This is a genomic window from Sporolactobacillus terrae DSM 11697, assembly GCF_000648615.1.
Classification (GTDB): Bacteria; Bacillota; Bacilli; order Bacillales; family Sporolactobacillaceae; genus Sporolactobacillus; species Sporolactobacillus terrae.
Genome location: NZ_JFZC01000084.1, coordinates 63,597 through 84,255, shown reverse-complemented (window position 1 = coordinate 84,255; position 20,659 = coordinate 63,597). Strand labels below are relative to the sequence as shown.

Annotated in this window: 17 protein-coding genes, 2 pseudogenes and 1 CRISPR repeat array (1 of these 20 running past the window's edge); of the genes and pseudogenes, 17 read left to right on the top strand and 2 right to left on the bottom strand. The window is 42.9% G+C overall.

Annotated elements, in window-relative coordinates; translation table 11 throughout:
* Nucleotides 1-13 precede the first annotated feature (13 nt).
* Both manA and AA84_RS0114465 read left to right on the top strand, forming a co-directional pair.
* Nucleotides 14-970, top strand: coding sequence for a mannose-6-phosphate isomerase, class I (manA, locus tag AA84_RS0114470; RefSeq protein ID WP_028977794.1), 957 nt, complete (start codon nt 14-16; stop codon nt 968-970).
* Nucleotide 971: 1 nt separating this feature from the next.
* Nucleotides 972-1,415: a hypothetical protein gene (locus AA84_RS0114465; RefSeq protein WP_128166351.1), complete on the top strand. Its 444-nt coding sequence runs from the start codon at nt 972-974 to the stop codon at nt 1,413-1,415.
* Nucleotides 1,416-1,460: 45 nt separating this feature from the next.
* On the opposite strand, the gene AA84_RS0114460 is transcribed toward AA84_RS0114465, so the two are convergent.
* On the bottom strand, nt 1,461-2,324 hold the full coding sequence (locus tag AA84_RS0114460; protein WP_028977792.1) for an NAD(P)-dependent oxidoreductase: 864 nt from the start codon (nt 2,322-2,324) through the stop codon (nt 1,461-1,463).
* Nucleotides 2,325-2,512: 188 nt separating this feature from the next.
* Between AA84_RS0114460 and AA84_RS0114455 the strand changes: the two genes are divergently transcribed.
* A complete protein-coding gene (locus AA84_RS0114455) occupies nt 2,513-3,412 on the top strand; it encodes a peptidase U32 family protein (RefSeq protein ID WP_028977791.1) in 900 nt (299 codons plus the stop codon).
* Between the two features lie 42 nt (nt 3,413-3,454).
* On the top strand, nt 3,455-4,675 hold the full coding sequence (locus tag AA84_RS0114450) for a peptidase U32 family protein (RefSeq protein WP_028977790.1): 1,221 nt from the start codon (nt 3,455-3,457) through the stop codon (nt 4,673-4,675).
* Nucleotides 4,676-4,870: 195 nt separating this feature from the next.
* Here AA84_RS0114450 and AA84_RS18065 read toward each other — a convergent pair.
* Nucleotides 4,871-6,308: pseudogene (locus AA84_RS18065) on the bottom strand (aminotransferase-like domain-containing protein).
* 180 nt (nt 6,309-6,488) lie between these two features.
* Here AA84_RS18065 and AA84_RS0114440 point away from each other — a divergent pair.
* The 13 genes and pseudogenes from AA84_RS0114440 to cas2 all read left to right on the top strand — a co-directional run bounded on the left by AA84_RS0114440 (nt 6,489) and on the right by cas2 (nt 20,092).
* Nucleotides 6,489-7,103 carry a LysE/ArgO family amino acid transporter gene (locus AA84_RS0114440; protein ID WP_028977789.1) on the top strand — a complete coding sequence of 205 codons (615 nt, stop codon included), beginning with the start codon at nt 6,489-6,491 and terminating at the stop codon, nt 7,101-7,103.
* Nucleotides 7,104-7,249: 146 nt separating this feature from the next.
* A complete protein-coding gene (locus AA84_RS18055; RefSeq protein ID WP_037563849.1) occupies nt 7,250-8,437 on the top strand; it encodes a glycosyltransferase family 4 protein in 1,188 nt (395 codons plus the stop codon).
* Nucleotides 8,418-9,524, top strand: coding sequence for a hypothetical protein (locus AA84_RS0114430; RefSeq protein WP_028977788.1), 1,107 nt, complete (start codon nt 8,418-8,420; stop codon nt 9,522-9,524). Before AA84_RS18055 ends, AA84_RS0114430 begins: the two co-directional genes overlap by 20 nt.
* Before the next feature lie 608 nt (nt 9,525-10,132).
* Nucleotides 10,133-11,368 (top strand): MFS transporter, encoded by a 1,236-nt coding sequence (locus AA84_RS0114425; RefSeq protein ID WP_223362578.1) that lies wholly within the window; start codon nt 10,133-10,135, stop codon nt 11,366-11,368.
* 141 nt (nt 11,369-11,509) lie between these two features.
* Nucleotides 11,510-11,695, top strand: a pseudogene (locus tag AA84_RS0114420) (helix-turn-helix domain-containing protein); the annotation flags it as partial.
* Between the two features lie 302 nt (nt 11,696-11,997).
* Nucleotides 11,998-12,726 carry a CRISPR-associated endoribonuclease Cas6 gene (cas6, locus tag AA84_RS0114415; RefSeq protein ID WP_028977785.1) on the top strand — a complete coding sequence of 243 codons (729 nt, stop codon included), beginning with the start codon at nt 11,998-12,000 and terminating at the stop codon, nt 12,724-12,726.
* Nucleotides 12,727-12,738: 12 nt separating this feature from the next.
* On the top strand, nt 12,739-14,424 hold the full coding sequence (gene cas8a1 / locus AA84_RS0114410; protein WP_028977784.1) for a type I-B CRISPR-associated protein Cas8b1/Cst1: 1,686 nt from the start codon (nt 12,739-12,741) through the stop codon (nt 14,422-14,424).
* The gene (cas7i, locus tag AA84_RS0114405; RefSeq protein WP_028977783.1) at nt 14,421-15,287 is read left to right on the top strand and encodes a type I-B CRISPR-associated protein Cas7/Cst2/DevR; all 867 of its coding nucleotides are present in this window, start codon (nt 14,421-14,423) and stop codon (nt 15,285-15,287) included. Before cas8a1 ends, cas7i begins: the two co-directional genes overlap by 4 nt.
* A complete protein-coding gene (gene cas5b / locus AA84_RS0114400; protein ID WP_201770058.1) occupies nt 15,265-16,038 on the top strand; it encodes a type I-B CRISPR-associated protein Cas5b in 774 nt (257 codons plus the stop codon). Before cas7i ends, cas5b begins: the two co-directional genes overlap by 23 nt.
* Nucleotides 16,039-16,105: 67 nt before the next feature.
* The gene (locus AA84_RS0114395; protein ID WP_028977781.1) at nt 16,106-18,295 is read left to right on the top strand and encodes a CRISPR-associated helicase/endonuclease Cas3; all 2,190 of its coding nucleotides are present in this window, start codon (nt 16,106-16,108) and stop codon (nt 18,293-18,295) included.
* A gap of 14 nt (nt 18,296-18,309) precedes the next feature.
* Nucleotides 18,310-18,798, top strand: a complete 489-nt coding sequence (cas4, locus tag AA84_RS0114390) for a CRISPR-associated protein Cas4 (protein WP_028977780.1) — start codon at nt 18,310-18,312, stop codon at nt 18,796-18,798.
* A gap of 20 nt (nt 18,799-18,818) precedes the next feature.
* Nucleotides 18,819-19,811, top strand: a complete 993-nt coding sequence (gene cas1b / locus AA84_RS0114385) for a type I-B CRISPR-associated endonuclease Cas1b (RefSeq protein ID WP_028977779.1) — start codon at nt 18,819-18,821, stop codon at nt 19,809-19,811.
* A 2-nt stretch (nt 19,812-19,813) separates the two neighbouring features.
* A complete protein-coding gene (gene cas2, locus AA84_RS0114380) occupies nt 19,814-20,092 on the top strand; it encodes a CRISPR-associated endonuclease Cas2 (RefSeq protein WP_028977778.1) in 279 nt (92 codons plus the stop codon).
* A 200-nt stretch (nt 20,093-20,292) separates the two neighbouring features.
* Nucleotides 20,293-20,659: a CRISPR direct-repeat array (repeat unit 30 nt; unit sequence GTTTTAATCTACGTATCATGAAATGTAAAT) (it continues 450 nt past the right edge of the window).

Below are 20,659 nucleotides of genomic sequence, written 5' to 3'. Positions count from 1 at the left end.
GACGATTTCAGAGATGGATAAAACACCGCTTTTTCTAGAACCTGCGCTTCATGAAAAAATCTGGGGAGGATCGCGTCTGCGTGATGTGTTCGGTTACACGATTCCAAGTGAAACGACCGGCGAATGTTGGGGCATTTCCGCGCACCCGAACGGACCGGCCGTGATTAAAAACGGAACGCTTTCCGGAAAAACCTTGGCCGATGCCTGGGCATCAAATAGAGAGCTGTTCGACAACTACTCAGGCGACGACTTTCCGCTGCTGACGAAAATACTGGACGCGCGGACGGATCTGTCGGTACAGGTACATCCGGATGACGCCTATGCGCAAACGCACGAGCATGTACCGTTCGGAAAAACGGAGTGCTGGTACATCATTGATTGTGATGAAGATTCGGAAATTGTGTACGGCCATACGGCGCAAACACGTGAAGAATTTAAGCAGGACGTTGCTGAGAAAAAGTGGGACAGCCTGCTGCGCCGTGTCAAAGTGAAACCGGGCGACTTTTTTTATGTGCCAAGCGGAACGATTCATGCCATCTGCGGCGGCTGTCTGATTCTTGAAACGCAGCAGAGCTCGGATACAACCTACCGCGTTTATGATTATGACCGTCCGGGTTCAGATGGAAAACCGCGCGAACTGCACATCCAGCAATCGATTGATGTTGCCAACTGTCCGCATGTTGACCCAAGTCTGACCTACCATGTTCGTCAAGAAGCGGAGGCAAAGTTCACCGAATTGCTTCGTGAGCATCTTTTTACCGTATCGCATTGGGATGTACGCGGCCGCACCGAACCAATCCAGAAGAATTGGCCGTTTCTGTTAATGAGTGTTCTTGATGGGAAAGGCACGCTGCAAATCGAGGGCACGCGCTATGATCTGAAAAAAGGCGATCATCTGGTTGTACCTGCTGCGGTTCAAACGCTGCAGCTGCTCGGCACCATGGATTTGATCGTCTCCAATCCGGTATAACATGAGGCGAAAGCGAAAAAGGCCGACAATCTTGGTCGTTGGCGCTTCACATTCAGATGGTGCGCTTCCGTTTGCAGGTGTGCAGATTGCCAACCGCGCGCACCGCAACCGTAGAAAAGCGGCGGTGGTCAGCAGCTGCACTCAAGGAACGGCGCGTGTATTTTTTCTGCACAGCAGCGGGGAAACGCTTGGAGAAGAGGAACTGCCGATTGTGAAACGGAGCATCATGCGCAGCAGCGTGATTTTACTGCTGCAGCATGCGGCGGTCGGTGTTGCCCTGCAAGCAGCGGCGATTGCCAAAACGCATAATGTGAATGTGATGATCGATCCTGATCCGATGCTTGCCTTGCCGGAAAAGATCAAGCGGGCAGCGGATCAATTGCTGCAGGCAAAGCAGCAACGACGCGCCACTGTGAAAAAATGGAAAAAAAGACGTATCAAATAAAAAGGAGCAAGGGGTTTACGGCCTCTTGCTCCTTAATCGTTTCAATTAGTGCTTTTTCAGCAAATCATAGATGGTTGCAAAATCATAATCACCTTTTCCCTGCTGCTGGCAGAGTCCGTAAAACGCTTTGACCAGATTAGATAGTGGCAGCGCAAAGCCATGTCCGTATGCTTCTTCAGAAGCCAGTTCCATATCCTTATAGATACTGTTGACTTTAAAATCGGCATTCTCGAAGTCTTCCTTCAGCATCTTGTTTTCCTTGAAATGAAGGATCGGTGCTGCGGTTGGCCCGGCGAAGAGCGATTGAATGACGCCTTCCTTGTCCAGACCGAGACGCTCTCCGAATGCGACTGCTTCTGCAAACGCGGCAACCGATTGGCCGAGCATCAGATTGTTGACAAGCTTCATCGCGGTTCCGGCTCCATTCGCTCCTTTATGATGGACGGCTTTGCCCATCACATTGAGCAGCGGATGAACTTCTTCAAGATCAGCGGCATCGCCACCAACAAAGAAGAGCAGTTCGCCCTTTTCAGCCGGTCCCGTTGATCCGGCAACCGGCGCGTCTAGAAAGCGAATCTTTTTCTCGTTCGCACGCTTTGCTAACTGTACCGACTGTGTCGGACTGATCGTGCTGCTGTCGATCCAAAGACTGCCCGGCTTCATGCCGGCGAGCAGTCCCTGTTCGCCATAGGCAACGGCATCAACTGCTTTCGGATCGGCAAGCATCGTGAACACGATGTCTGCTTGGCTGCCGACTTCCTTAGGGGATGACGTACCCTTTGCGCCTTTCTCAATCAGTGGCTGCATTTTTGACTGGGTACGATTGTAGATGACAAGATCATTTCCTGCATCGAGCAGGCGGCCGGCCATGCGGCTGCCCATGAGTCCAATTCCGATAAAACCGATCATTCGTTGGTTCTCCTTCCTTGCGGTACCGCAAAAGCAGTACCGCCGCGTGTCAACGTCTTTTCTACAAAAAGCATAGCACACGCGGTGGAAAATACACATTAAATTGCCTTATCTCAAAGGTTCGGCATCAACAGTGTCATGTTATAATGAGAACAGCTATTGCTTGAAAAACGGAGGTTATTTTTTTGATTGAACTTATTGCTACTGCAGAGTCATTGGAGCAGGCAGAAGCGCTTTTGGACGTGGGCGCGGATCGGCTTTACATTGGTGGGCATCCCTTTGGTCTTCGCCTGCCGCAGCCGCTCAGTCTCGAACAAATCGAAGACGTGATCAAGCGAGCGCATCAGCGCGGCAAGAAGGTCACGGTTTCGTGTAACGCCTTGATGCACAATCAGCAGATCGCGCAGCTGCCGGACTACTTGCAGAAGTTAGCCGATTTCGGTGCCGATGCGGTTGCAATCGGTGATCCGGGCGCGATGTTTACACTAAAAGAATTGAAACTGGAACTGCCGTTTGTTTACGATGCAGGAACACTTGTGACCTCGGCAGAACAAATCGCTTTTTGGGTCAATCAAGGCGCTTCCGGGGCGGTTGCCGCTCGCGAGCTAACCTTGAAGGAGTTGTTTGCGATGCAGAAGAAACTCAAGCAGCCGGTTGAAGTTCAGGTCTATGGCCCGACCTGCATCCATCAATCAGGGCGGCCGCTGCTTACCAATTATTTCACCTATACCCATGCGGAAGCGCCCGATCAACAATTGTTTTTGCGTGATCCGAAAAATGCAGACAGCCAGTATCCGATTTTCGAGGATGAAGACGGGACACATATTTTCTCGACTGAAGATCTGTCGCTGATTGGTCAGCTCGGCGCGATGCAGGAACATGGATTAAAGACATGGAAGCTGGATGGTGTACTGCTTCACGGTGACCGCTTTGTCCGCATTGTTGCACTGTTTGATGAAGCAAGACGTGCAGTCGAGGCGGGCGCGTTTGTTCCGGAAAGCTTTGCCAACCGATTGGCTAAACTGCAGCCGGCACACCGTCCACTCGGCACCGGCTTTTATTTGAAGAATCCTGAAGATGTCCATTGATCTAGGCAGAGGAGCTCAGAACTACAGCAAGGGAGAACGAACATGACAGTAATAAAAAATAAACCAGAGGTACTTGCGCCGGCAGGTAATCTGGAAAAATTAAAAATGGCGATTCGTTATGGCGCAGATGCGGTTTATATCGGCGGACAAGCCTATGGATTGCGCTCACGTGCCGGAAACTTTTCCTATGAAGAGATGGCGGAAGGGGTTGCGTTTGCTCACGCGCGCGGCGCGAAAGTATTTGTTGCGGCGAATATGGTGACGCACGAAGGCGATGCCGGAGGCGCTGATGCGTTTTTCAAAACGTTGCAATCTATCGGCATCGACGCGGTGATCATTTCTGATCCGGCAATGATTACGATCTGTGCACAAGCGGCACCGGGTTTGGCGATTCATCTGTCCACACAGGCGTCGGCAACCAATTATAAAACGCTTGAATTCTGGAAAAGCCTCGGTTTGGAACGGGTCGTTCTTGCCCGCGAAGTAGGTATTGAAGAAATACGCGAAATGCGCCGCCATACGGATATTGAGATTGAAGCGTTTGTTCATGGCGCGATGTGTATCGCTTATTCCGGACGCTGCACCCTTTCCAATCATATGGTAAATCGCGACGCCAATCGCGGCGGCTGCGCGCAATCCTGCCGCTGGAAATATGACCTATTCGACATGGATGAGGGCGAGGCGCGCAGCCACATACAGGACGGCGAGCCGTTCTCAATGAGCGCCGTTGATCTGGCGATGCTGCGTCACCTGCCGGATATGATCGACGCCGGCGTGAACAGTCTTAAAATTGAGGGGCGAATGAAGTCGATTCATTACGTATCGACCGTTGCCAATGTCTATCGGAATGCGGTTGACGCATATTGTGAGGATCCGGAACACTTCCGCTTCGATCCGGCATGGGAAGAGGAGATCTGGAAAGTGGCTCAGCGTGATCTGTCGACCGGCTTCTATTATGGTGTTCCTGGCGAGAAGGAGCAGCTGTTCGGCAAGCCGCGCAAGATTCCGAAATACACGTTTGCCGCGCAAGTGCTCGACTATAATCCGGAGACGCATCTGGCTACCTTAGAGCAGCGCAATCATTTCGGTGTCGGTGAAGAAGTGGAATTCTACGGACCAGGTTTTGTCCATTTTAAACAGACGGTACGCGATCTGTGGAACGAAGACGGCGAGCCGATCGATCGGGCACCGAATCCGATGATGACCGTCACCATGACCGTCGATGCACCGGTTGAACCTTACTTCTTAATGCGAAAAAAGTGAGAGATGATTTAAGAGAACCTTCGTTCAGCTTGAGCGGAGGTTTTTTGCGTGCGCCCGCCATCGACGACAGCTGATGCACTAAGCCGCGAGACCCTTAATCGAGCTAAGCTTTACACGTTTTCGCTACGACTTTAACGAGGTTAGGTACGACTTTAACGAGGTTAGGTACAACTTTGACTGATTGCCTGTAACCGTTTAGTTTGCCAGTTCCAATACGATTTTCCGTAATCGCTGCATGGCCTGCTCCATTTCTTGCAATGATGCGTAGGCATAGGATAGCCGCAAGTAGCGGCGCGCGTTGCGATCATAGAGAACACCTGGATTGATCAGTACATCGTGACGCAAAGCGGCTTCAAAGAGCAGCTTAGGATCAATCGCCGGGAGCAGCTCCAGCCAGATGTAAAACCCGCCTGAAGGAATTTGCCATTGGCCGAGATCGGCAAAGTAGGTATGAAGCAGATCAACGAGATGATTGCGTCGCATGCGCAGCTGTTTGCGAACAAAGGCCGCATGTTCCTGATAGAGTCCGGTTCGCAGGCATTCCGCAGCCGCTAATTGCGCTAAGGAACTCGATCCATAGTCGCTTTGCATTTTAATGTCGGCGAGTCGTTCAATCACCGCTTCAGGACCAACGATCCAGCCGATTCTCAGTCCTGCGCTCAGCACTTTAGACATGCTGCCAACATAGAGGACGTTTCCAGAACGATCCATACTTTTCAAGGATGGGGGAGGAGGCGCGTCCAGCCAGAGTTCACGGTACACATCATCCTCGATAATCGGCAGCTGTTCCTGCTGGCAGACGGAAAGCAGCTGTTGCCTTCGCTTCTCCGGCATGAGCGCGCCGGTCGGATTATCAAAAGAAGGGATCGTATAAAGAATGACGCCATGATATTTTCGTTTGCACGCCGCCAAACGTTCCGGCTGCAGGCCTTCATGATCGCTTGGCAGACCAATGAAACGCATGCCTAAGGATTGAAAAACGTGAACGGAGTAAAGGTAAGAGGGCTTTGCGAGCAGCAACGATGAACCGCGGTCAAGTAATCCGCTTGAAATAAGCTGCAGGGCTTGCAGGGCTCCGGATACCACAAGAATGGAAGAAGGAGAGGCATTGATGCCGTCTGTTTTCAGATGGCGGGACAGCGCTTCACGCAGATGAAGCGCTCCTTTGGGTTCCTGATAGCCGAGTGAAAGTAGGTTTGGCGATAGCGCTTTAACTAATTCAGTGAATTTTTCGCTGGGCAGCAGTTCGGGACTGAGCTCGCCGGTTCCCATGCGAATCACCCTTGGATTAAATTCGGCTTGATTGATTTTTTGGATCATCGGAAGATTCGGTTTGTATCGGCCGGCTTCAACATAAGTGCCCCAGTCGGTTGCTTTCTTCTGCGCCATGAGGCTCCAGGTGCTATTAATCACGCGCGTACCGCCGCCGCGCCTGCCCCTCAATCAGTCCTTGTGCAGCTAGAGACTCAAGTGCAGTAATGATGGTGCTGCGATTCACATGAAAAAAAGAGGCAAGTGCGCGTTGCGATGGAAGTTTGGCACCGCTCGCCCACTCGCCGCTTGTTATTTTTTCTGCAATATAGTCTTGAATTTGACGGTACAAAGGGATAGCCGACTGGCGCTTCAATGGCATTGTTCTTCCTCCACTACTTGGTTGGCAGTCAATAGTTAATGAAAAGGCCAACTGCCTAATTTATCTATAATTTTATCATGATTTGGCTGGGTTAAAGAAAAAAGTTTGGTTGGAGACTTTTTTCTTTTTTTCAATCAAAATAAGGACTGGGGACTTATGAAACTTCAAGGGGGTTCGTCAATGCTTTCAGCTGTTATTCATGGCTTTATTCTCGCAATTGGGCTGATCTTGCCGCTTGGCGCTCAGAATATTTTTATCTTTAATCAAGGGGCACGGGCGCCGCGGATTACCGGCGCACTGGCGGCAATTATTGCCGCAGCGTTTTCGGACACATTACTCATTTTTCTAGCGGTCTCCGGAGCTTCGATGCTGCTCTTTTCCGATCCGCGCGTGCAACGGCTCATTATGGCGGGTGGCGTTCTTTTTTTAATCTGGATCGGGTTCTCAATTTGGAAGGAGCAGGCAAATATAAAGCCGAATCACGCAGAATTATTTGCGGCGAAAAAACAAGTAACCTTTGCGCTCTCGGTGTCGTTGCTCAATCCGCATGCGCTTTTGGATACCATCGGCGTGATTGGAACGAACGCACTCAATTACAGCGGCAGTGAAAAATGGGCCTTTGCTGCTGCTTGTGCGTCGGTCTCTTGGCTGTGGTTTTTCGGACTTGCCTGGTGCGGGCATGGGGTGGGCAAGATCAGTGACGGCACGCGCATCCGATCCCTCGTAAATAAGCTGTCAGCTGTGATGATTTGGGGCATTGCACTTTATCTCGCCTTTTCCTTGTTGCCGCGCTAAAGGAACATCCGTGGTTAACGGTATGTGGTCATGCGCACCTTGAATTTTCCGAAAAAAAAGACTACGATAGTGTTAGCAGTCGAATCAAGCGAGTGCTAATTCCTGTATCACGCGTAACAATCAATTTAAAGGAGTGCGATGTTGATATGAGTGAACAGGTAGCCTATGTAAGTACGTATTTGCCTCAACGGTGCGGGATTGCAACCTATACCTATCATCTAAGACAGGGCGTTCAGAAAGCGAAACGTGATGCGCTCGATGACCCGGTTGTTGTCATCAAGGACAAAGACACCGTGTATCCGAACGATCCGTTTTCCAACTGGGCGATTGAGAAAGAAAACCGCGCCGCGTATGCATGCGTCGCTGAGAAACTGAATCAAAGTTCGGTGAAAGTTGTGTCGCTGCAACATGAGTTTGGCATTTTCGGCGGAAATGCCGGTGCCTATATTCTTGATTTTGTACGCGCTTTAAAAAAACCGCTGGTCACAACCTTTCATACCGTTTTTAAAATGCCGCAAGAACCGTATGCCTCGATTCAGCGGGAGCTGGCCCAGCGAAGTGCTCGGATCGTGGTGATGAATCATAAAGCCATTTCTTATCTTAAAAACAGCTTCCATATTCCGGAAGATAAAATCGTCTTTATTCCTCATGGCACGCCGACCCCTGATCTGAAAAAACGCAACCCCTTTCGTGAGCAGGTTGGCTGGACCGACCGCAAAGTAATCATGACCTTCGGCTTTCTCAGCCGCAACAAAGGGATTGAAGCCGTTTTACGCGCGCTTCCGGAGGTGATTAAAAAAGTGCCGAACGCCCTCTATGTGATCATTGGCCAGACGCATCCCAACGTCAAACGGCAAGAAGGCGAAACATACCGCAATGAGTTAAAAACGTTCATCGATCAGCATCAGCTGCAGAATCATGTACAAATGATCGACGCCTTTATGACGGAGGACGATTTGGTTCACTATATAACCGCGTGCGATCTTTATATCACCCCGTATCCGGGAATGGATCAGATCACAAGCGGGACGCTCGCTTATGCGATTGGCCTTGGCCGCCCAATCTTAACAACGCCGTACCGCTATGCGCAGGATCTGCTCAAAGACAATCAAGAATTATTTGTTGCGTATCATGATCAAGCAGGCTGGATTGAAAAAATCGATACCTTGCTTGCTGATGACAGACTGCGCGCCTCCTACCAGGCGAAAATGGCTCAAATTGGCTTGCCGATGAGCTGGCCGCAGGTCGGCAAAAAATATCGTCAGGTTTTTTTAGAAGCCATTCAAAATGTATTGCTTTCCGGGGTGGAGCCGATTGCCAAAACGCAAAATTGAGTTGACGCATCTTAAACGGATGACGGACGATACCGGGATCGTCGAGCATGCACTGGGCAACATTCCGCGTCGCGGCGAAGGCTACGCTACCGATGACAACGCCCGCGCACTATGGCTGACCTGCAATTGGCAGCACAGGATTGCTTCTGACCCGGCAATGCGCGGCGAGGCGGAAGAACTGCAACGTCTGGCGGAAATCTATTTGTCATTTCTGTGTCATGCGCAGCAACCGGACGGCCACTTTCATAACAATTACAGCTACGACCGTTCGCCGGAAGCAGAGGAGCCCTCGGACGACTGTTTCGGCAGGTCACTTTGGGGCTGCGCGGTTGCAAGCCTGAATCTGCCTCATCCGGACAGCCGTTTTGCCGCGGCGACGCTTTTTCAAAATGGATTTCGTGCTGCAGAAATGCTCAAACACTTGCGCGGCAAGGCGTACACGCTAGCAGCAACAAGTCTCCTGCTTTCATGTAACAATGAACTGAGTCATTTGCCGCGGTTCCAGAACTTCATTCGTGAGCAGGCGCCTGAGCGGGTGGAAGCACTGGAAGCGCAGCTTCTGACTGCCTATGAACAGAATGCCGATGGCGACTGGCAATGGTTCGAACCGATGATGACTTATGGAAACGGTGTACTGCCTTGGGCGCTGTTCCATTCGTATCAAGTAACCGGAAACAGCGACGCATTGTTGATCGCTGAGGAAACACTCGACTTCCTGATTGACAAAATGACTGGGGAAGAGGGACGAATCCGGCCGATCGGCAATCGTACATGGTGTACACCGGATCACTGTGACCACTGGGATCAGCAGCCGCTCGAAGTAATGAAATTGGCGCTCGCTGCCGGGCAAGCGTACGCCGCACTGAGTAATCCGGAGCACTATTTATCCGTAATTAAGAGATGCCGCGCCTGGTTTCATGGAGAAAACGACCTGCAGCAACCGCTTGCTGATTTCAACGGCGGTTGCCATGACGGGCTGGAGCCAAGCGGTATGAACCGCAATCAAGGTGCGGAGTCGACAATTGCTTACTTGATGACCGAACTTATTTACGCGAGCAGCAGAGAAAAGGTATTATCGAAAGCATAGCTTGGCAATAAAAGAGAAAAATAAAGCATGAAAACAATGCATGTGCATTTTAGCTGGGAGGTAGCTGTGCTGCTTCTAAATCGATTTAACTTGCTCGGTGGTTGGAATCCGATCGTCAATCGGACTTCAGCCGCCGAGTTTTTCTTGTTTTGCGTTGCCGAGTCAATGAAATTGCTGTGTAACCATTGTTGCGTAGGCAGACTGGTCGAATAAGCTGCTTTCTAAATAGATTGTGTAGATATTTATTTTTTATTGCAGCACATTATGAAAATAATTTTACAAAATGGGCATGAAATGATGTCAATATATGATCCGTATGTTATTATATTGATAACTTATAAGAATGATTGATAGGCATGGCATGGTGTTTAACAAGGGCCTGATGTTCGCTTAAGCGGATTATTTTCCTTCAGCAGGACAAGTCATGTACATTAGTTTATAGGATTAACTTTCTACTTGTGCCTTATTTTCTTCTGCAGCCCGGTACATAGGTCTTGTCTGCAAAACTTTTTAATAAAGGAGATGTTCATGTGACTGATGCAAAAAAAGCAGAGCGCAAGCAGTCGCGTTATATTGCTAGTAATATATTAAAAGGCTCTTTAGGAAACATGATTGAGTGGTATGACTGGTATGTCTATGCCGCTTTTGCTGTCTACTTTTCGACGGACTTCTTTCCATCCGGTGATACAACCACGCAACTGCTGAACACGGCTGCCATATTCGCGATCGGTTTCTTAATGCGGCCGATTGGGAGTCTGATCATGGGGCGTTATGCCGATCGACATGGTCGTCGCGCGGCCTTAACCCTTTCGATTCTGATTATGGCGAGTGGTTCACTGATTATTGCCGCGACGCCGAACTATCAAACGATTGGCATTGCCGCTCCGATTATTTTGATCCTTGCACGGCTCTTCCAAGGATTGTCTCTTGGCGGGGAATACGGCACCTCAGCGACCTATCTGTCTGAAATGGCGAACAAAGGCCGCCGCGGTTTCTATTCCAGTTTCCAGTATGTGACGCTTGTCGGCGGTCAGCTCGTTGCTCTTGGCGTTCAAATCATCCTGCAATTATGGCTTAATGATGCCCAGCTTCGTGCTTGGGGCTGGCGAATTCCATTCATCATCGGAGCGCTTGGCGCACTGATCGTTCTGTGGCTGCGCTTGTCCATGGACGAATCCGAACAATTTAAGAATATGGCGAAAAGCAAGACGAAAAAAGATGCCGGAACCCTTAAGGCATTGCTGAAGTACCCGAGAGCTGTCCTGACCGTTGTCGGCTTGACACTTGGCGGTACCGTCGCTTTCTATACGTACACCACCTACCTGCAGAAATTCATGATTAACTCGGTTGGTCTTGATAAAGAGGTTGTCAGCATCATCAACTTTGTTGCGCTGCTCATCTTCCTGATCATGCAGCCGCTCGCCGGACTTCTGTCCGACCATATTGGGCGCAAACCGCTGCTGTTCTTCTTTGGCATTAGCGGTACGGTCTTGACTGTGCCTCTGTTTATGCTTATGCACAGCTCGCACAGCGTGACAGCAGCATTCTTACTGATGATGGTTGGCTTGATCATCGTTACCGGCTACACGTCAATCAATGCGATCGTTAAGGCCGAACTATTCCCAACGGAAATCCGCGCACTCGGCGTTGGCCTCCCATACGGCTTGACGGTAGCGATCTTCGGTGGTACTGCTGAATTTGTCGCCTTGTGGTTTAAGAGCCTCGGCATCGAAACCCTGTTCTTCTTTTACGTCGCCGGCTGCATCTTCATCAGTCTGATCGTTTACTGGCGCATGCAAGAATCCTCGAAGACATCGTATATTGAGGCAGAGATGATGGAGTGAGAGTTGGGATAAAATTAATAGAGGATAACAACTCCATATGATGTGATATGATCCCCTTTGAGTTGACAGATGAAATATTACAAATCTGTTGATTCAAGGGGATCATTTTATGTCTAATAGGGCTGGCTTTCTGCGGAGGAAAAACTGGTGGCGGTTAAAGATATTGTGGAAGGGAGAGAATCGCTAGGACAAGCAGCACGGAATAGTGGCGTTTCTAGGTGTACAGTCAAAGATCGGCTGCGTAAATATGATGAGTCTGGTATTGAGGGATTGAAAGATACTCATACGTGGAAAAGAACAAATCACCCTTTTGAAGGGTGGTTATGATTTACAATATGCATCCCTATAAATAGGAGACGCAACAAGGATAACCCCCAAAGTAATAAATACGCTTACTTTACTAGGCGTTGAAATGCTCGCTATGTTCTTTGTCCATGATGGCCAAAGTAATAAATACGCTTACTTTACTAGCCATAAAAATTTATGCCTACAATTGCTTGACTCAACCTAAACTCTATCTTAGGCTGATGGTTATTGAGAAATTGTGGTATAATTTAGTAGAAATATAGTTTGAATTTACTAGTTCTTCATTATTAAACAAAAAGTAAATTGCCAAAAGGAGAACGATGATGCGATTATGCATTTTATGTGATTTACAAAATGAACAAATCCCGGTAGATTACAGAAGAAAGGTACTTAGTTTGTTAAAATTAGGTTTGTCTAATACAAACAACTCACTCTACAATACCCTATATGGACTAGGGAGTAATAAGCAAAAAGACTTTGCATACAGTGCTTATATTCCTGCTCCTAAGTTCACCCAAGAAACGATTATCATAAAAGACAAAAAATTGATCATTAATTTTTCTACTAGTGATCTTGAAATTGGCATCAATGTTTATAACGCTTTTATCAATCTTCGGAAAAAACCAGTTCCATTCTCCAAAAATAATACAATCATAATTAAAGATGTCATTATTAAAAAAGAAAAACAAATTTATGATAAAAGAGTCATCTTTAAAACAATGTCTCCACTAGTTGCTAGAGATCATAACCCAAAGACAAAAAAAGATTGGTATTTTATCCATGATGACAATTCCTGGTCAGACATATTAAAACGAAATCTATCTTTTCAGCTTAAGAACAGTTCAATTCACGTTCCATTGACCGATATTGAGCAGATGAAAATACAGTCAGCAGCCATGAAAAAAACGGTTATTAAACTATACGATGTGCATGTTACATGTTCCTTAGGGACATTTAGTGTAGAATCTAAGCCTTATTTATTAAATTATCTTTACCAAACAGGTCTTGGAAGTCATAGAGGACTGGGATTTGGAATGTTGGATATTGTCTAAGGTGGTGCGAGTATGGGTGAGACAAACATAGAAGTTACGCTTAACGAGTGGCTTTACAATGCAGGCGTTGTTGGATTTGTGAATATCGTTGGAAAAGATAATGTGACGATCGTCGATAATAGCACCATTTCTTTTTCAAAAGACGTGCTTTTAGACTTTGAAGACAAGTATTTTGACTACTTCATCAATACATACAAAAAACAACTGCCTTGGTATAAAATCATATCTTATGAATCTGAAATGCAAAGGTATGAAGATAATAACTTTGATACATTTGATGAACAGGCTCTTGAGCGGTTAAACAAGTATATTAAAGATACTGTAAAAAAATATATTAAAAGCAATAGTTATAAAGCTGCATATCAACTAATGAACAGTGAAACAGATCTACTAGCTTTAGAAAAGAAATTAAAGCCGGTTACGACTCCTAAAAAATCGGAAACATTTTTAGATGAGAAGGAATTTATTTTAAATGAAGTAAAAGAAAGACTTCCAATACTGAAAGAAATCATTACTTGTTGCAAAAGTAAAGAGGGGCGTAAATATTTAGCTGGGAAAAATATTATTTATAATCAAATCAAAAATGCGTGGAATGGCGTTTGTTTTTTGAATCCACAAACCAAAGAAAAAGATATGTACGTCGATTTCAAAAATCATTTTGTTGTTCCAACAGAAGAGTATTTTGAAGTAGATGATCCAAAAAGAAAGTATCATTGTTTTGTTTGTGATCGACCAGTAAAAAATCTAAGTATGGATTTGAGTTTCCTTAACCAAACGGGTTTCGATACGAATCGAAAATCATCACACGTATGGAATTTTACGAATGATGTTGGGATATGTCCATTTTGCCGACTGATTTATTCATGTGTTCCTGCTGGATTTACGTATGTCTATAATAGGGGCTTATTTGTTAATGACAGTACAACCGTTATCAATTTACTACGAGTCAATGAAAATATAAAGTTGAATACTCTAGAACAAAATGATACGGCCGTTCGCTCTGTGAACACATACTATGCATTAACAAAAGCTATGCAAGAGCAATTTACTGGAAAAATAAATTATGAGCTTGCTGATATTCAAATTGTGCGTTACGAAAATGAATGTTATCATTTCAACATTTTATCCCGATTAGCATTATCTGTATTAAAACAATCGAAGGAATCAACTAATAGGTTATTATATACAGGTTATAGAGAGGGAAATGTGAATTTTAACCTCTATGAATTGGTTATGGAGCATCTATTTAACAAGGTGAATTTATTTACGACTATTCATAAACTGATTGTTTATAAGCTGTCAAATGTTCCAAACTTGTATTATAACATCAGCCATGTTAATCAGATATTGGAAATTAACACGAACTTTTTAAGGGGGATTGGATACATGGAAGGTTTAGTAAAAGAAGAAGTGAGAAAAGCTAATCAATTCGGCTATTACTTTCGAAAAGCCTACAAGAATAAGGGGGCAGATAATAAACTATCAGGAATCAGTTATAAATTGCTTAATGCGTTAAAAACAAGCAATATAAACATGTTTATGGATGTTCTATTAAGTTGTTATTCCTATCTCAAACAGCAAGTACCTCAATTATTTCTTCAGGTTTTCACTAGTGACGAAACATTTAAGACTATTGGTTATGCTTTTGTAGCGGGAATTATTGATCATAAAAATGAAGAAGGACGTGAATCAAAATGAATCCAAAAGGGCTAACGATGACCATTATTTTTCAAGCAGAAAGTGCAAATTATGGTGAATCCATTGGTAATGTAGCTTCTTTGAAAAAAATGTCAAGAAATAATGGCGATCAGTATACCTATATTTCACGTCAAGCACTTCGGTATAATATGATTGAACAGCTTGGAGAAATCACTACACCTGTGTCAGCGGAAGGAAGCGGAGATAAGACGGTAGTTCAGTTCGCACCTGAAGCAACGATCGACAAATATCCAGAGATTGATTTTTTTGGTTATCTTAAGACAGAGAAGGGATCTGGCGGTAAAAAAAGGTCAGCTAAGGTTCGTTTATCTAATGCCATTTCGTTAGAAACGTTTAAGGGTGATCTGGACTTTTTAACGAATAAGGGACTTGCTGATCGTCTAGAAACAAATATGAATTTAGCTCAATCCGAAATTCACAGATCCTATTATTGTTATACAGTGGTCATGGATTTAGATCAAATTGGGATTGACGGTAAAGTAGAAATAGCCAGCAACGAGAAAGCAAGGCGTGTCAATAAACTTCTAGATACAATTTCGCTGTTATATCGGGATATACGTGGGAGACGTGAGGATTTAAAACCGTTGTTTGTGGTTGGTGGTGTTTATGACGTGAAAAATCCTGTATTCCAAAATACTGTTAAGCTGGAGAATAACCGGTTAAATGTCGAGCAAATAAAGGACGTTCTTTATGATGGCATTAAGGAAAACACCTATTATGGCTTAGTTAAAGGAACTTTTTCTAATGATGGTGAAATTCGTGAATCTTTTGATGTAGCATCTATTCCGGATTTTTTCAGAACGCTAAAAGATAAGGTTATTGATTATTATGAAAGCAATTAAAGTGAAGTTATGGCAAGACCTAGTTAATTATAAGAAACCGACGAGTTTTCAATTGAAAGAAACATACCCACTTCCTCCATTTTCAACGGTAATCGGGATGATTCATAATCTGTGTCAATATGATACGTATCATGAGATGAAAGTGAGCATTCAAGGGAAATACTTTTCAAAGACGAATGATCTTGCGACACGCTATGAGTTTAAGAATGGGATGAAATATGATGCTAAACGCCATCAACTGAAGGTTGGGGATTATGGGATCAGTAGAGGGGTATCCACTACAGAATTGTTAGTTGATGTCGAGTTGGTGCTACATATTATTCCAAAAGACCAATCCATCGTCACTGAAATTTATGATGCCTTTTTACATCCTTGGGAGTATCCCTCTCTTGGACGCAGAGAAGATATCGCTGTGATTAAACAAGTGAAAATTGTTGAGGTAGAAAAGCAGGTGTTATCAAAAGATAAACGATTGGGAAAAAATTGTGGAGCCTATGTCCCTATAGAATGGGTGGAGAATCGGAACGTTCTTTTTAAAAACCGTCAACAGGGAATCAGTGATTTAGGTACACGCTATCTGTTGACTAGGAACTATGAGCTAGTGAATTACGGAACGAAAAAAAATCCTAAAGTCTTTCGTAAATGGAATAAGCAAGAAGTGTACTATGCAACATATCTATCCGCACCAAGAAAAAGCCAGGTCTATATTGATAATGATGAAAATGATCAAAATATTGTTTTTATTGTTTGAATAATGACTAGGGGATAAAAATTTTATATCTTCTTTTTATTCATTTCAAGAAAAGGATAAGTGTAAGATGAATCAATATCTTGCTAAATCAGATCCAAAAGAGACAATCATTGAACATACGGAAAATTTATTGAAAAATGTTTCTTTACTTAAATCACTATACCCCAATGTTAAGGTTGATTGGTATCTTCTAAAACTAGTGTGTTTAGTGCATGATCTAGGGAAAATGAATGCGTTATTTCAAAATAAATTAAATGGGAAACGATCTCGGAATGAAATCCCACATGGATATTTGAGTTTAGCGTTTATTGATTATGAAAAGTTGGAATATAAAGGGTACTCTGAAGACCAAATCAAAATTGTTTATCAAGCGATTGCTTATCATCATGAACGTCCCATTACTTTTGAAGAAGAAGTTTGGCGAGAAGCCATGGCAAAGATGGAAAGAGAAGTAGATGGCTTTCATTACAATCGATTAGATGATCCATTGTTCTTTGATCCCGATTTTTCAGATGCCTTTTTTTGCTTAAATGAAAGAACATATTCGAATAAAGACTATGATTCTTTCATCGATTACGTTATGCTAAAAGGTCTATTAAATAGAATGGACTACGCGGCTAGTGCCCATGTTGAGGTTGAACATATCAACAATTTTTTAAATGATGCAATGAATCAGTTGGGGTATAAATGGAATGTTTTGCAGACTTATATGCAAGCGGAACAAGACCATAATGTTATTGTCATCGCTCAAACAGGCATGGGAAAAACAGAGGCAGGCTTGCTATGGCTGGGAAATAACAAGGGCTTTTTTACTTTACCTTTAAAAGCTGCTATTAATGCCATTTACTATCGTATTACCGAAAACATCGTAAAAGAAAATAAAGAAAACAGGGTGGGTCTTCTACATAGTGAAACCTATGGTCAATATTTAAATCGAAAAGAAGAGCTTGAAGGAGAAATTGAGGAATATGTGACTAAAACCAAACAACTATCCTTGCCATTGACCATATGTACATTAGATCAGATATTTGATTTTGTATATCGTTATCCTGGATTTGAGCCCAAGCTTGCTACTTTATCCTATTCAAGAGTGATTATTGATGAAATTCAAATGTATTCATCAGATCTGCTTGCTTATTTAATACTCGGTTTATCGACGATTTCAAAATTTGGCGGTAAATTTGCTATTCTTACAGCGACTTTACCAGGCATCGTTGTGGATTTATTAGAAAAACAAAAGGTGACATTTAAAAAGCCTAAAATCTTTGTTAATAATCAAATCCGTCATAGTGTAAAGGTTATTCATGAAGAGATTACCGCACCCGTAATCAAACAGAAATACCACGATAATAAGATATTGGTTATATGTAATACGGTGAAGCAAGCCAAACAAATGTATGATGTGTTATCTGAAGAATATGGCGATGAAGTTTATATATTACATAGTCAGTTTATTAAAAAAGATCGAAAAGAGAAAGAAAAACAAATATTTGACTTTGGTCAACGTGAAAATAAATGTCATGGGATTTGGGTCACAACACAGGTGGTTGAAGCATCGTTAGACATTGATTTTGACCTTTTATTTACTGAACTAACAGATTTGAATGGCTTATTTCAGCGAATGGGACGCTGCTATCGAAAGCGCAACTTAGATGTTTCTTATAATTGTTATGTCTTTGACGGTGGAAATAAGTACTGTAGTGGTGTTGGTCATGTTGTAGATAAAGATATTTTTAGCTTATCCAAAGATTTATTAAAAAGTATAGACGGAAAAATAACAGAGCAACGTAAAGTTGACCTTATCCAAATGCTTTATTCAACAGAAGTACTAGAGAAAACGGACTACTATAAAGACATCTTATCAACAATCAAATATGTTCAAAGTTATAATGATTTTGAGTTACCGAAAGAGAAGGTCAAACACCTCTTTCGAAATATCAACTCACGAACGGTTATTCCTAAAGATGTGTTTCTCGCCAATCAAGAAGAAATAAAAGCCTATATTGATACTCTACAGAGACCGCAAAGGGGATTAAATAAATCAGAGAAAGCACAATTACGAAAAGAAAAAACTGAAGCAAGGATTAAATTTGCTGATTTCACAGTGGATCTACCGGGTTATTTAGTGAAAAATCAATTTGTCACACCAAAAAAAATAAATGATTATGAATGGTACGAGCTGTTTGATTGCGTTTATGACGACAAAGGAGTAACGGGTCGAAAATCAGAAACGAATTTTGATGACTTTACATTTTAAAAAGGGGCATATCAATGCGGGTAACTGGTGCAATGTTTTATTATTATTTTGTTTGTCGTCGTAAGCTTTGGTTATTTGCACATGATTTGCGTTATGAAGATACAGATGAAAATGTTGTTCTCGGACGATTACTCGATCAATCGAGTTATGAGCGTGAAACAAAGCATATTATGATTGACGGTACGGTTAATGTTGATTTTATACAAGATTGGACTATCCTTCATGAAGTGAAAAAAAGCCGATCCATTGAAGAAGCGTCAATATGGCAAGCAAAATATTACTTATATTTTTTACAAGAGCGCGGTATAGAAATTAAAAAGGCGATCCTAGACTACCCTAAACTCCGGAAAAGACAGAAGGTTGCACTTACTCAAAATGATCGAGCAACTATTCAATGTACTTTAGAAGATATCGAGAAAATTATAACACTTAGAACCGCGCCAGACATTATTGAACAGCCTATTTGTAGAAAATGTGCATACTTTGAATATTGCTATATATGAGGCGGGAGGTGCTATTGTGTATGCCAGAAAGCTATTATCTTTTTTCAAATGGTGTTTTGAAAAGGAAAGACAACGTCGTGCGTTTAACTGCCCCAAATGGAAAATTCAAAGATTTAAAGATAGAAATGACAAGAGATATTTTTTTGCTCGGCGAAGTCGATGTTAATACAAAATGTCTCAATTACCTTGGGCAATTAAGTATACCGGTTCATTTTTTTAATTATTATGGTTTTTATACGGGTAGTTTCTGTCCGCGTGAGACAAATGTGTCAGGGCATTTATTAGTAAACCAAGTTGAACATTACTCTGATTTAAGTAAACGCATTATTCTAGCACGTGAGTTCGTAAAAGGCAGCTGTTATAATATGATGCGCAATTTACGATACTATCGCCAAAGAGGGAAAGATGTCAATAAACAAATCATTGAAATGAAAAAACTACAGAAAGAGATAGAACGAACTAAAAATGTTCAAGAATTACTTGGAATTGAAGGAAATATTAGAAAACACTACTATAACGCATGGAATGTCATTGTTAATCAACAAATTGATTTTACAAAGCGCGTCAAACATCCACCCGATAATATGATTAACACGCTAATCTCTTATCTGAACGCTTTAATTTACAGTAGCTGTTTATCGGAGATATACGTCACACAACTCAATCCAACAATCAGTTATTTACATAGTGCAAGTACAAGAAGATTCTCACTTTGCTTAGACATCTCGGAAATTTTTAAACCGTTGATTGCCGATCGAATTATTTTTTCTATGCTCAATAAACACGAAATCACGGAAAAAGATTTTAAAAAAGAATCTAATTATTATTTTTTGAATGAAAAGGCTAGAAAGCGTATCCTACGCGTTTTTGATGAACGAATGAAAGAAACAATAACTCATCGTGTGCTAAGAAGAAAGGTTTCTTATCGACGATTAATCCGATTAGAATGTTATAAATTGATCAAACACATGACTGGTGATAAAAAATATGAAAGTTTCAAAATTTGGTGGTAACGATGTATGTTATTTTAGTTTATGATATTTCAACTGAAGGAAACGGTGCAAAGGTATTGCGTCATGTATTTAAAACGAGCAAAAAATATTTGACCAATGTCCAGAAATCTGTATTCGAAGGTGAAATAACACCTGCTTTATTAGAGCAGCTTAGACTGGAACTTAATCAATTTATTAGATCAGATTTAGATTCAGTTGTTGTTTTTTCAAGTAGGCAAGAGAAATGGTTGGAAAAAAGTTTTTGGGGTATGGAGGATGATAAAACGTCAAATTTCTTTTAAAGCTAAATCTGTCTGTCGACCTTAGGTAACGTAAAAATAACCGTAGATCGACAGACACTCAGAAACTGTTGGTACTACAATAATTCGATGCAATTTTAATTACTATCGATTATCAAAGCATGACTAATGGTGTGACTAAAGTTTAGGTCGACAGAAATTGGTCTACTAAGGTATGATATATAAGGATTTCAAACGGGTCTGTTTTAATCTACGTATCATGAAATGTAAATGTTTATAATTGTGATAGCCAGTAACATGCCATTTCGTTTTAATCTACGTATCATGAAATGTAAATCACGGGCTGTCCGCGCCTTTGAAGCTGTCCGATGCGTTTTAATCTACGTATCATGAAATGTAAATAAAGAGCTTGCACGCGTGATACAGCTAAAGGATATGTTTTAATCTACGTATCATGAAATGTAAATTACGACGTCGGCGATACTTGGACGCAAACGGGTTCTGTTTTAATCTACGTATCATGAAATGTAAATATAATCTTTCCTTTTTGTAGTGCGGCACCTGTTGGAGTTTTAATCTACGTATCATGAAATGTAAATCTGTTTGACG

Bases quoted from the DNA above. Each gene is read 5' to 3' on its own strand.
- manA (WP_028977794.1), top strand. From the start codon at position 14: ATGGATAAAACACCGCTTTTTCTAGAACCTGCGCTTCATGAAAAAATC.
- AA84_RS0114465 (WP_128166351.1), top strand. From the start codon at position 972: ATGAGGCGAAAGCGAAAAAGGCCGACAATCTTGGTCGTTGGCGCTTCA.
- AA84_RS0114460 (WP_028977792.1), bottom strand. From the start codon at position 2,324: ATGATCGGTTTTATCGGAATTGGACTCATGGGCAGCCGCATGGCCGGC.
- AA84_RS0114450 (WP_028977790.1), top strand. From the start codon at position 3,455: ATGACAGTAATAAAAAATAAACCAGAGGTACTTGCGCCGGCAGGTAAT.
- AA84_RS0114440 (WP_028977789.1), top strand. From the start codon at position 6,489: ATGCTTTCAGCTGTTATTCATGGCTTTATTCTCGCAATTGGGCTGATC.
- AA84_RS18055 (WP_037563849.1), top strand. From the start codon at position 7,250: ATGAGTGAACAGGTAGCCTATGTAAGTACGTATTTGCCTCAACGGTGC.
- AA84_RS0114425 (WP_223362578.1), top strand. From the start codon at position 10,133: ATGATTGAGTGGTATGACTGGTATGTCTATGCCGCTTTTGCTGTCTAC.
- cas6 (WP_028977785.1), top strand. From the start codon at position 11,998: ATGCGATTATGCATTTTATGTGATTTACAAAATGAACAAATCCCGGTA.
- cas8a1 (WP_028977784.1), top strand. From the start codon at position 12,739: ATGGGTGAGACAAACATAGAAGTTACGCTTAACGAGTGGCTTTACAAT.
- cas7i (WP_028977783.1), top strand. From the start codon at position 14,421: ATGAATCCAAAAGGGCTAACGATGACCATTATTTTTCAAGCAGAAAGT.
- AA84_RS0114395 (WP_028977781.1), top strand. From the start codon at position 16,106: ATGAATCAATATCTTGCTAAATCAGATCCAAAAGAGACAATCATTGAA.
- cas4 (WP_028977780.1), top strand. From the start codon at position 18,310: ATGCGGGTAACTGGTGCAATGTTTTATTATTATTTTGTTTGTCGTCGT.
- cas1b (WP_028977779.1), top strand. From the start codon at position 18,819: ATGCCAGAAAGCTATTATCTTTTTTCAAATGGTGTTTTGAAAAGGAAA.
- cas2 (WP_028977778.1), top strand. From the start codon at position 19,814: ATGTATGTTATTTTAGTTTATGATATTTCAACTGAAGGAAACGGTGCA.